Genomic DNA, 12,951 nt, shown 5'->3' on the forward strand with positions numbered 1-12,951 from the left:
CTTTTTATTCAGATTGTCGTCTATAAAAAAACTCAAAAGTTTAGGAACTCATAAATAACTAATAGGTTAGTCATGGATGTAACTCAACTTTTCCTTTTAAAAATAAATAAATATTTAAAATTATCAGTATAGTACAGGATACTGATAAATAATGTTATTCTTAATATTGTTAACATATTATTATAATTTGGCTTTAATGTATTAAAGTTTAATTATTTTGATGAATTTATTTCTTACTATATGTTGAAACTTAAACTGAATATGAAACAAAAATTAAAAAAACAATTTCCTGTTTCTGGGTTAGCGTTATTACTGGCAATAGTATTTTCCAGTTTTACGGCAATTAATTTAGAAGCTCAAAATGCGGTTTCTGGTGTTGTGATAGATGCTAGTGGTTTGCCTATACCAGTTGTGAGTGTAGTACAAAAAGGAACAACCAATGGTGTATCAACAGATTTTGATGGAAACTATTCTCTTGAATTAACCTTGGGTGACGAAATTTTAGTCTTTTCTTACGTGGGTTTTAAAACACAGGAAATTCAAATCAATGGTCGAACAACAATCAATATAACCTTAGAGGAGGATGTTGAAAGTTTAGATGAGGTAGTTATTGTTGGTTATGGTACTCAGAAAAAAGAGAGTGTGGTAGCTGCTATTACGCAAATAAAAGGTGAGGAATTGATGGAAAGGACAGCTGGTGTTGCTAATATGGAAGAGGCATTGCAAGGTAACTTGCCTGGTGTTACTGCTATACAAGGTAGTGGTGTTCCTGGAGAAGATAATTTGAAGATTTATATTCGTGGAAAAAGTTCATGGAATACTGATGGCGACCCTCTTGTACTTGTAGATGGTGTGAAAAGGTCGATGAACGATATAGATATGAACGATGTCGAAAATTTATCGGTACTTAAAGATGCTTCTGCTACTGCGGTTTTTGGTGTAGAAGGCGCTAATGGGGTAATTTTAATTACCACTAAGCGAGGTCAAACAGGAAAAGCGCAACTGTCGCTAAATGTTAATACAACCATTAAAACCGTTTCTCAATTACCAAATAAATTAGACTCTTATGATGCTTTATTACAAGCAAATAGTGCTATTTTAAGAGGAATAGCTGTTGCGCCTAATACATGGAATAATTATACGCCATTAGCTATTGTAGATAGATATCTTAACCCTGCCAGTTTAGAGGAAAGTTATATTTACCCAAATGTTGATTGGGAAGATGAGCTCCTTAAAGATTACGCCCAAGATTATAGAGTTAACTTGTCTGTGCGAGGTGGTAATAAAACAGCAAAATATTTTGGTAGTTTAGCTTACCAAACAGTAGAAGATATTTTTGATGGAGGAAGATACGATAATGGAAGAGGCTATTTGGGTGAGTATCGCTATGATCGATTTAACTTTAGAAGTAACATAGATTTTAATATTACAAATACCACTGAGTTGTCAGTTAATTTAGCTGGTTTTTATGGAATTAGAGAGAATCCTGGTAGCTTAGGTAATGTAACTAATGGACTTTACTTAATAGCTCCAAGTCTTTACACTCCAGTATATCCAAATGGTACCTATGGACAGCCCTTTAGTTATTTTAATGTATACAATAACCCTTTTGAGCAATTGCAGGCTAAAGGTTATGACACGTTTAGACAATTTCAAGTCAATACGGATTTTATACTAAAACAGAAATTAGACTTTATTACCGAAGGCTTGTCTTTCCAAGGACGATTTTCTCTAGATAACAATCAGAGAAGTAAGCAAGAATTAAATGATGGAGGTGTAATTTATACGGTTTACGATGGCGATGAAGAGATTATACTTATTCCTGATAGTGATACGCAGTTTGATTATGTTCAACCACCATGGACTTTAGGAGGTATAGAAGCAGAGGATGACAAACGAAGTAGAAATATGGTTTATGATGCTTCATTGAATTATAATAGAACTTTTAATGAAAAACATAACCTAACAGGGTTGTTCTTAGTTAGAAGACAGGAAGCTACAAGTGGTACTGGGATTTTCGCTTCACCTCTATACCGTGAAGATTGGGTAGGAAGAGTTACTTATAATTACGACAAAAGATACTTTTTAGATATTAATGGTGCTTACAATGGTTCAGAACAATTTGGACGAGGATTTCGTTTCGACTTATTTCCATCCGTAGCATTGGGTTGGACACCTTCAAACGAAGCCTTCATGGAAAATGTAGATTGGCTTAATTCACTAAAGTTTAGAGGGTCCTATGGTCTTATTGGTGATGATAGTTTTATCCGAAATAATGATATAATAGGAAGATGGAATCATCTTACACAATGGGGGAATGGAGGATCAGCATATTTAGTGCCAAGTGCTTATCAAGGACTTTCGCCCTACACGTTTTATAGAGAAAGTATCGTAGGAAATCCAAACCTTCAGTGGGAGGAAGCTGTTAAATATAACATAGGTGCTGAGTTTAATTTGTTTAATGGTTTATTAACCGGAGAAGTAGATTATTTTGCCGAAGATCGTAGTGAAATTGTTATTGTTGGTGCGCTTACACCAGATTTTCTGGGAGCAAGCCCTCCTCTTATTAATAAAGGTGTTGTAGAGATAAGAGGTTATGAGATTGTTCTTGGTTCCAGTTATACTTTTGGTAACGGTTTAACACTATCTGGTGATTTTAATTTTACCCAAGCTATAGATGAAGTAATAGTAAGAGATGATCCAGCATTGCGAGCTGCTTATCTAAATGATGCTGGATTTAATATTGGGCAAGGAAGCACAGCTATTCCAGCAGGTATATTGACAAGTTGGGACGATATTTATAGTTCAACACCACTAAATGAAAATCAAAGTACAGTACGTCCTGGGTATTATGATCTTGTAGATTTTGATGGAGACGGTATTTATAATTCTAATTTTGATAATGCTCCTTTTGGTTACCCAAACCAACCTCAAAGATCTTGGGGTGCTACTCTAGGCGCACAATACAAAGGATTTAGTGTTTCAGCACAGTTGTATGGTACCCAAAATGCCTCTAGATTGTACAGTAACCAAACGTTTAGTAATTCAACACCGTTAATTTTTGAGCAAGATTTAGATTATTGGACTGTAGATACACCAAATAATACTGATACTCAACCATCATTTGGAGTTCCAGGAGCAACTAATCCTAGAGATAATTGGTTGGATGCTTCATTAACAAGGCTTAGAACAGTTTCTTTATCTTATGATATACCAAGAGAGACCTGTGAAAAATTTGGGTTAAAGAAACTTCAAATTTTTGCAAATGGAAACAACCTGTTTTTATGGTCTAATTTGCCCGATGATAGAGAGTTTAATACAGATGGAGGGAGTCAATCAAGAGGGGATTATCCAACCTTAAAAAGATTTAACTTTGGTTTTAATATGAATTTTTAAAAAAAAGAAATAATGAAAAACTATAAAATATTAATAATCCTAGGGTTACTGTTGTCGTTTTCATGCGAGGACTATTTAGATGTGGAACCAGATTCAGTAATAGACGAAGAAGTGGTGTTTTCTACCTTTACAAATGCACAAGGTTTTGTTGAAGAAATGTATGCTTTAGTGGTGTCTTATGAACAGCAATCGCATACCTTTCAAGATTTCCTTTTGGGAGATGATGGATTTGTTGACAGGCCAACAAAAGCAAGTGGTGATATTGATGCAGGAAGATTCACAGATGTGATAAGAGATAATTTTTGTTACTTAAATAACCACTACAATTCAGAATATGGATCAACAGGAAATAACTCTGCTAATGTAGAAAATACAAATGCCTTTAATAGACAAAGACCAGGGTTATACGATGGAAGCTTACGTGGTATCCGTAAAGCTAATATTGTAATTGAGTATGTTGAGAATAGGGATTTAATGGTAAATGCTACTCAAGCAGAAAAAGATGTTATTCTTGGACAAGCTTATTTTTTTAGAGCATTTTTCCATAATGAAATTATGAAATTTTGGGGACGTTACCCATATATTGATAGAGTTTTAGTAGATGATTATGAAATAACACGCCCAGACACTTACAGAGAAGTTGCTTTACGCGCTAATGAAGACTACATAAAAGCCATACAATTATTGCCCGTAAATTGGGATCAAGAGCCTTATGGACAACTAACACAAGGTGAAAATAAGGGAAGGCTTACTAAAGGTACGGCATATGCTTTTCAAGGTAAAAACTTACTTTTAGCAGCAAGCCCATTAATGAAAGGTAATAATGCAAGTGTAAATCCATATGACTATGATACAGAGTTATGTGATATGGCTGTTGAGGCTTTTTCAGGAATTCTTCAATTAGCCGACCAAGGACGTTATACATTAGCGTCTTGGGAAAACTATGATGAAGTGTTTTGGAAATCACCAGCACCTGGTGTATGGCCAGGAAGTACAGAATTTATATTTGCTGCAACTGGTGGTAGTACTGGGCAAGCGGAAAGATTTATGACATCAGGAGTAAGTAGAGCTATTCATACTAATTCTGCTGGATATGAAGTTATTAGTCCTACACATAATTTTATTCATAATAATTTTGGTATGGCTAATGGACTATCTATTGAGGATGATCTTAGTGGTAATTTCGGACCAACATTGTACGACCCAACTCAGCCTTTTGCAAACCGTGATCCACGTTTTTACAAATGGCATATTATTGATGGAGATATTATAGATGCAGGAGCTTCTGATCCAGATCATGTAGCTGCCCAACTTTGGTATGAATCTTCTTCTCAAAAAGGAGCTCACCGTAGTTCTGGTGCAGAAAATATCAAAATATTAAATAATACAGGGTATATGTGGACAAAATTTTACCCTAAAGTTGACGGTACCTATCATACGAGATGGAATCCTATTATAAATCAATACACAGGAGTACGAATGCACATGAGACTAACAGATGTTTATTTAATGTATGCAGAAGCATTACATGCTTCTATGGGTGCAACAGCAACCTCTAGTTCTTATGGATTATCGGCAGAGAACGCTATTAATTTATTACGTAATAGAGCTGGTATTCCTAATGTACACCCAAGTATAGTTGGAGATAACAACAAGTTTATGGATGAATTAAGAAGAGAAAGATCCGTTGAGTTAAGTTATGAAGCACATAGATGGCTCGATATTAGACGATGGGGAGTAGCCCACTTAGATAAATATAGAAAAAAATTAGCCTTAGATTTTCCGCAAGACCAAAGTAATTTCACAGAAACACTTCTTGTAGATAGAATTTGTGAGTTTCCTAAGCATTATTGGTTGCCATTTCCAGTCGCGCAAACACAAATTTATCCAGGCTTCCCTCAAAATCCAGGATGGTAATGGTAGTCTTTTACAAATTAGTTGTAATTAATATAAAGAATAAAATGAAGTTAGATAAATTATATAGGTTGTTTACTCTATTAAGCTTAATGATGTTTTGCTTTTGTAATATTGCAATGGCTCAAACTAATGATACAGAGTTAACAGCAACTGTAGTTGATGAACAAGGAAACGCCATTGAAGGAGCTGATGTTTTTAGCCCAAGTGGTATTAAGGCATCTTCCGACATTAACGGACAGTTTAAAATTAAATTACGAGATGATGATGAGTCTGTTGTACTTGAAAAAAAAGGCTATATATCAGCCATTATTAATACACCAGATATAACGGGTAATATTACCATGAAAAAATCTCCTTTTCTCGCTTCGCAAGATGACGAAATAAATATGGGAGTTGCCACTAAATACAGACGTAATATTGTTGGTGCAGTATCCTCAATTAACACACAAGACCGATTAACTTATGACAATACTCAATATGTTAGAGACTATATTAACGGACTCCAGTTAGGGGTTAGGGGTTCTGATAACATTAGAGGAATAGGCAATGTTGTTTTTGTTATTGATGGTGTTATAGGTCGTGATCCTAATATTCTAAACATGGAAGAGGTAGAGCAAATAACTGTACTTAAAGATGCTAATTCTGTTGCTCTATATGGTAGTCAAGGAAAAAACGGTGTTATTGTTATTAATACCAAACGTGGAAAAGCTAATAAAAAAGAAGTTAACGTTAATATTCGTTCTGGTTTCAGATTACCTACCGCTTTGCCTAATTATTTAAGCTCAGCAGCGTATATGACACTCTTTAATGAAGCTAGAAATAATGATGGGTTAGACAATTTTTATGACAATGAAACTATTCTAAATACGTTAAGTGGCTCTAATAAATTCAAATATCCAGATGTAGATCTTTATTCAAGAGAATACGTTCAATCTTTTGTTAATTTCACAAATATTATAACTGAGTTTTCAGGTGGTAATGATAAAAATCAATATTATGTTAATATGGGATTCAATCGTGAAGATGCATGGGTGGATATTAATGAAGATATAAATTCAGGTACTAACCGTTTTAATGTAAGAGGTAACCTAGATTTTAAAATTAACGACTGGATTACAAGCAGTCTTGATGGTATTGCAGTTGTAAGCACAACTAAAGGGTCTAGAGCCAATTTATTAAGCGCTGCAACTACGTTGAGACCTAACGCTTATTCTCCTTTTTTACCTGTTGATTTAATAGACACTAGTGACCCTACAGTTGCAGGACAATTACTAGCTGCAAACACGTTTAATGGGAACCTTTTAGGGTCAACTCAACAATTTGGTTCAGATGCACCTATTGCTTTAGCTATTGCAGGCGGTTATCAAAACACAGTGTTTCGTTCTACGCAGTTTAACAACTCAATCAATTTTGATTTAGATAGGGTTACAAAAGGCTTATCAGCTAAAACTTATGTAAGCTTTGATTTTTATGATTCTTATAATTTAACTGTCAACAACGATTTTGCAACCTATGAACCAATTTGGGAGGATAATAGCATAACTGGTATTAATGTTTATGGTGTAGACGAAAAAGATCTAACACAAACCCCTACTACCAATGGGTTTTTATCTCGATTTGGGTTTTATGGACTTATAAATTATGATACAACTCTTGATAAGGACCATTCTTTAAACACCACTTTATTAGGTTATTATAATTCACAAAGACGAAATGACGTTATTCAAACAGATGTTGATGCGCACTTAGGCTTTCAAATGACTTATGACTATAAAAAGAAACTATTTATTGATTTTACAGGAACCTACATTAATTCAATAAAACTAGCAAAAGGAAATAGAGGAGCATTGTCACCAACGTCTGGTATAGCTTACATTATAAGTGAAGAACCTTTTTTGAAGAACAATAAATTTATTAATTACCTTAAGTTAAAGGCTTCTGCTGGTATTTTAAAATCCGATCAAGGTATTGCTGCACTTAATGCTGGTGATAACGCATACTATTTATATGCAGAAAACTATGCTTTTGGTAACAATGTTAGTTGGGCGGATGGTAATTCAAATAGAAGAATAGATATTTCACAAGGAGGAAATCTTGATTTAACATTTGAAGAACGTATAGACTTAAATTTAGGATTCGAAACGTATTTAAACAATTCGCTTTGGATAGAAGCTAATTACTTTAAAACTGAATTAGACAAACAAATAACATTCTTACAAGATGAATTCCCTTCTTTTTATGATATATTCAGGCCATATAATAATTTCGATAAGAATTTATACACTGGTTTTGAAATCGGTATGAATTTCAATAAAACTTATGGAGACTTTTCATTTGCTTTAGGTGCAAACGTACTATATAGTCAAACAGAAAGAGCTTTAAGATCTGAAGTATATACTGAAGATTATTTACAAACACAAGGAAAAGAGATTTCTACAATTTTTGGATTAGTGGATCAAGGTTTTTATGCTGAATCAGATTTTAATACTAATGGTGATTTAAATGCTGGTTTACCTGTTCCTCAGTTTGGTATCGTGCAACCAGGAGATATAAAATATCAGGATTTAAATGGTGATAATATTATAGATAATGATGACAGAAGAGCAATTGGGCAATCTAGTAACCCATGGACGTATGCGCTAAATCTAAACTTAAATTATAAAAGATTCAACCTTTTTGTTTTGGGTGTAGGTCAATCAGGAGCTAGCGGAAATAAGTTAAATAGTAGTTATAACGAGTATTATTCAGTAGATGGGGCAGATAAATATTCAGAAGTCGTTCTTGGACGATGGACACCAGAAACAGCAAGTACGGCAACTTACCCAAGATTATCATCACAAACAAATCAAAATAACTTTAGACAATCAACATTTTGGTTGTTCGACACAAGTTACTTTAGCATTAACCGTGCACAGTTAACATATGAGTTTGAAGATGCTCTTTGTAAAAAAATAGGTATGGAGAATTTTAGTCTAAATCTTTCTGGAACTAATTTGTTTGAAATAGGTGAAAATAAAGATATTCGTCAGTTAAGGATAGGTACAACACCACTAACTAGAACTTTTACTTTTGGTATAAGGGCATCATTTTAAAATAATTTGAAAATTAAGATAAATAAAATGAAAAATTTAATAAAATTTATAATACTCCTGTCGGTTTTTGCTGGTATGATTTCTTGTGATCTTGATCCTATTGAAGAAAACAGATTGGATTTTGATGATATTCTCACAAATCCAGATGCAGCAGAAGGCGTATTATTAAATGGATATACGGGTTTAGTTAATCAATATTCATTTTCTGAAGCAGCTACTGATGATGCTGTTAATAATATTTTAAATAACAACTATAAGCGAATGGCGCTTGGTGAGCTAAATGCACAATTTAATCCTACAGCTCGTTGGGGTAGTTTTGAACGTGTATTCTGGGTAAACAAATTCTTAGATGTTATTGAAACAGGAGAAACACAATGGAGCACAGACACATTAATCAACACTATGTTTGGAATGCGCTTGAAAGGAGAAGCGTTGGCATTAAGAGGATTACATCATTATTATGTGCTACAAGCTCATGCTGGTATAGGACAATCTGGAGAACTGTTAGGTATTCCATACTATACGGAGTTTATTGAACCTAATGGTAACTTTAATGTGCCTCGTTTATCATTTGAAGCTTCTGTTCAGGCTATTATGGCAGATTTTGATGAAGCACTTAATTTATTACCAACAGATTATGGATTGGGCGCAGGACAAGTAGATACATGGTATTCAGATTTAGAAAATTTTGACTTTGATAAATATGGAATAGTAAATAATAACTTTTTTGATTTACGTATTTCAGGAAAAATAGTAAGAGCATTAAAAGCACGTTTGGCACTTTTTGCGGCGAGCCCGTCGTTTTTAGATAGTCAAAGCTATTATGATATAGCAGCAACTAACGCCGCTCAAATTTTAAACACTATTGGAGGTGTTGGAGGATTAGACCCAAATGGTAATGAATTTTATGCATCAGTTAATAATATACAGAGTAGTGAATCACTTTGGCGTGGTTCAATAGGTAGTAATAATACTACTTATGAAGAACGAATGTTTCCACCTTCTGTTAACGGAAATGGGGAGATTAATCCAACACATAACTTTGTAATGGCATTTCCAATGCAAGATGGCTTTCCAGCAACTGAGGCTAATGGTTTTGACCCTCAAAATCCTTATGCTAATAGAGACCCTAGGCTAGAAAAATATGTTATTGTTAATGGTGCTTCTTTTGGAGTTGGAGGTGATATAATTAATACAGGTGTTGGTGGTGGAAATGATATGTTAGGTGCTATCCAAGAACAGTCTACAACTACTGGATATTACCTTAAAAAATTGTTACGTCCAGATGTTCTTATTAATGATAATGGAACTACTCAAGGTCAAAGTCATGCTAATGTGTATTTTAGATATACTGAATTGTTTTTAATATTAGCTGAAGCAGCTAATGAAATTGGTGGTCCTGACCATCAGGTTGAGGGTATTTCCGCTCGTGATGTTATTGCAGCAATACGTAATAGAGCAGGTATTTCAGATAATTATTTAACATCTATTACATCGCAAGAAGCAATGAGAGATCTTATTAGAAATGAACGCCGTATAGAATTAAGTTTTGAGGGCCATAGGTTCTGGGATATTAGAAGATGGGGATTACCTTTAACTGAACCAGCTAAAGGTTACTTTTTTGACGGAAATAATTATATTGAGTTACCGTCTGTGGAAGTTAGAAATTATCAACCATTTGCAACTTATATGCCTATTCCAAATTCGGAGATTTTAAAATTTTCGGAACTTGAGCAAAATATGGGTTGGTAGAATAAAATTGTATATTTAAAAAGATTAAAAAAAATAGACATGAAAATAAAATTGAAATTAATATTTATAGTCGCCCTGGTTTTTAGTGCGATAGCTTGCGAAAATCAGGAAAATGATTTTGACGACTTTGGCTCAACTTCAGTGTATTTTCCTTTTCAAACGCCCGTAAGAACACTAATTCAGGGCAAGTATGATTTGGGTTTTAACGAAAATGATAATAATGGACGATTTGAAATAGGTGTCGTCATGTCAGGAGTTTATAATAATGATATAGACAGAAGAGTACATTTTGAGTTAGCTCCTGAATTAATTGATGCTGCTACTTTAGGCGTAGATACTGTAAATGTTAAGATCTTACCAGCTTCTTACTATACTATTGAACAGGAAAGCCCAGTAACAATTCCTTCTGGTTCTACAGATGGGCGTATTCCGGTACAGCTTTCAGATGCCTTCTTTGACGATCCACTGGCATTTGCAGAGTTTGAAGATGTGCATTATGTAATTCCTTTAAGAATTACAGATTATGAAGAACTAGATTCGCTTTTAACAGGTGTTCCTTTAGTTGATAATCCTATTAAAATAAGAGATGAAGATTGGGATCCGTTACCAAAAGATTATACGCTTTTCGGTATTAAATTTATCAATAAATATGATGGTATATATTTAAGACGCGGTGAGGATGCAGCTGTAGGTTTTAACGAATCGGTTACGGTTTTTGAAAATGGGGATCCCACAGAAACAGTATCAGAGACCATTGATGGCTCTACAGTTTATAGAGCAGAATTTGTTGTGCAAGATGAACTTATTCCACTAGCAACTTCAGGAAGGAGTGAAGTAACTACCACTATTGATGTTAGACGACCTGGTATTGCTACTAACGTTCAGTTGTCTTTACTATTGACATTTAACGATAATGAAGAAATTACTGTTTCTAATGCTGATCCAAATAGCAATATTACCGTAACGGGCACAGGTACTTTTGTCGAAGATGGAGATGAATGGGGAGGAGAACCTCGAGACGTCATTTATTTAGATTTTCAATACGTAGAACAAGATGTTGAAGTCACTCAGGAATTTGTATTTGGCCAATTACAATCAACAACAACAGCAACATTTCAATTAAATCATCAGGTAAATGATACATTAGTTATTAGAGACAGAAACGTTAGATTCGAAGAATTTGTAGTTGATTTAACAGTAGACTAATAAATAGTTTTGTTTAATTAGTCAATAGGCTCTTAGTTTTAACTAAGTAGTTTCAAAAATAAATCAAACCCTTCATTATATCTATATATTGAAGGGTTTTTTAATAAATATAAATAGGCCATATTTGATGCAAATTATTATTTTCAATTGCGGTATTTTCAAATGGTAAATGATATTAACCAAAAATAATTTAAAGTGACAAAATTTCAATTCATTACAACAATAATTAGTTGCACTCTTATTGGTCTAGTTTTATATTCTTGCAAGGAGCAAAAAGAAGACATACCATGGACAAATCTTATTAATAACAATTCCTTAGAGGGTTGGAATATTAAAGGAGGCGAAGCTAATTATATAGTAGAAGACGGAGTCATTATTGGCACAACAGCCGCTAATACACCAAATACATTTTTAACAACTAATAAAATGTATGATGATTTTATTTTTGAAATCGATTTTAAGGTCGATTCTACAATGAATTCTGGAATTCAGATTCGCAGTAATAGCTTACCATATTACAGAGATGGTTTGGTTCACGGATACCAAGTGGAGATAGATCCATCTAAACGTGCTTGGAGTGGAGGTATTTATGACGAAAAAAGACGTAAATGGCTACATACTCTAGAAAGTAATACTGAAGCGCAAAAAGCCTTCAAGCAGAATGAATGGAACCATTATCGTGTAGAAGCTATTGTTGACACCATAAAAACTTGGATAAACAATGTTCCAGCATCTTATTTGATTGACGATAAAACAGCTAGTGGTTTTTTTGGTTTACAAGTACACTCTATTGGTAAAAACAAAGACAAACTTGGCAAGCAAGTCATGTGGAAAAATGCTAAAATTTTAACTGAAAATCTATTTCAATATACCACAGAATCACCTCTTAAACCTGTTATTACAAAAAACAACTTAACGTTTAACGAAAAAAAATCGGGTTGGCAAATGCTTTGGGATGGTAAAACTACCAATGGATGGCTTGGGGCTAAGTTAAATACATTTCCGGAAAAAGGTTGGGTCATCGAAAATGGAGAATTGATTGTGTTAGCTTCTGGTGGAGCAGAATCTGCTGCAGGAGGTGATATTGTAACCACTCAAGATTATGCCAATTTCGAATTACAAGTAGACTTTAAATTAACACCAGGTGCCAATAGTGGAATAAAATATTATGTAGATACAGAAATTAATAAAGGTCCAGGATCATCGATTGGTTTAGAATATCAAATCTTAGATGATGAACTTCATGAAGACGCTAAAAGAGGGTCTCACGAAGGTAGTAGAACTGTGTGCTCTTTATACGATTTAATTCAAGCAAGTCCTGATAAACCCATTAAACCCATCGGAGTGTGGAATACAGCCTATATAAAATCTGTAAACAACCACGTTGAACATTGGATTAACGATGTTAAAGTTCTAGAATACGAACGTGGAAGTGAAGACTTTTTAAAATTGGTTTCGGAAAGCAAATATGAAAAATGGCCAAATTTTGGACTCTTAGATAAAGGACAGATTTTATTGCAAGATCATGGCGATAGAGTGGCGTTCAGAAACATTAAGATCAAAGTTCCAAAAGCAAAAAACAAGTAAG

The 12,951-nt window shown here is 34.0% G+C and carries 6 protein-coding genes; all 6 read left to right on the forward strand.

Annotation, left to right across the window (positions count from 1 at the left end; all coding sequences use genetic code 11):
• Nucleotides 1-261: 261 nt before the first annotated feature.
• The 6 genes from SJY17_RS05730 to SJY17_RS05755 all read left to right on the forward strand — a co-directional run bounded on the left by SJY17_RS05730 (nucleotide 262) and on the right by SJY17_RS05755 (nucleotide 12,950).
• Nucleotides 262-3,396, forward strand: a complete 3,135-nt coding sequence (locus SJY17_RS05730; RefSeq protein WP_397364531.1) for a SusC/RagA family TonB-linked outer membrane protein — start codon at nucleotides 262-264, stop codon at nucleotides 3,394-3,396.
• A 12-nt stretch (nucleotides 3,397-3,408) separates the two neighbouring features.
• The gene (locus SJY17_RS05735) at nucleotides 3,409-5,313 is read left to right on the forward strand and encodes a RagB/SusD family nutrient uptake outer membrane protein (protein WP_397364532.1); all 1,905 of its coding nucleotides are present in this window, start codon (nucleotides 3,409-3,411) and stop codon (nucleotides 5,311-5,313) included.
• 44 nt (nucleotides 5,314-5,357) lie between these two features.
• Nucleotides 5,358-8,405, forward strand: coding sequence for a SusC/RagA family TonB-linked outer membrane protein (locus SJY17_RS05740; RefSeq protein WP_397364533.1), 3,048 nt, complete (start codon nucleotides 5,358-5,360; stop codon nucleotides 8,403-8,405).
• Between the two features lie 27 nt (nucleotides 8,406-8,432).
• Complete coding sequence (locus tag SJY17_RS05745) at nucleotides 8,433-10,157, forward strand: RagB/SusD family nutrient uptake outer membrane protein (protein WP_397364534.1); 1,725 nt, start codon at nucleotides 8,433-8,435, stop codon at nucleotides 10,155-10,157.
• A 141-nt stretch (nucleotides 10,158-10,298) separates the two neighbouring features.
• Nucleotides 10,299-11,363, forward strand: coding sequence for a DUF5627 domain-containing protein (locus SJY17_RS05750; RefSeq protein ID WP_397364535.1), 1,065 nt, complete (start codon nucleotides 10,299-10,301; stop codon nucleotides 11,361-11,363).
• Between the two features lie 195 nt (nucleotides 11,364-11,558).
• A complete protein-coding gene (locus tag SJY17_RS05755; protein WP_397364536.1) occupies nucleotides 11,559-12,950 on the forward strand; it encodes a DUF1080 domain-containing protein in 1,392 nt (463 codons plus the stop codon).
• Nucleotide 12,951 lies beyond the last annotated feature (1 nt).

This window comes from Olleya sp. R77988 (assembly GCF_044594215.1).
GTDB lineage: Bacteria > Bacteroidota > Bacteroidia > Flavobacteriales > Flavobacteriaceae > Olleya.

What these genes read in the sequence shown, in the direction of transcription:
- SJY17_RS05735 (WP_397364532.1), top strand. Translation starts at nt 3,409, where the DNA reads ATGAAAAACTATAAAATATTAATAATCCTAGGGTTACTGTTGTCGTTT.
- SJY17_RS05745 (WP_397364534.1), top strand. Translation starts at nt 8,433, where the DNA reads ATGAAAAATTTAATAAAATTTATAATACTCCTGTCGGTTTTTGCTGGT.
- SJY17_RS05740 (WP_397364533.1), top strand. Translation starts at nt 5,358, where the DNA reads ATGAAGTTAGATAAATTATATAGGTTGTTTACTCTATTAAGCTTAATG.
- SJY17_RS05730 (WP_397364531.1), top strand. Translation starts at nt 262, where the DNA reads ATGAAACAAAAATTAAAAAAACAATTTCCTGTTTCTGGGTTAGCGTTA.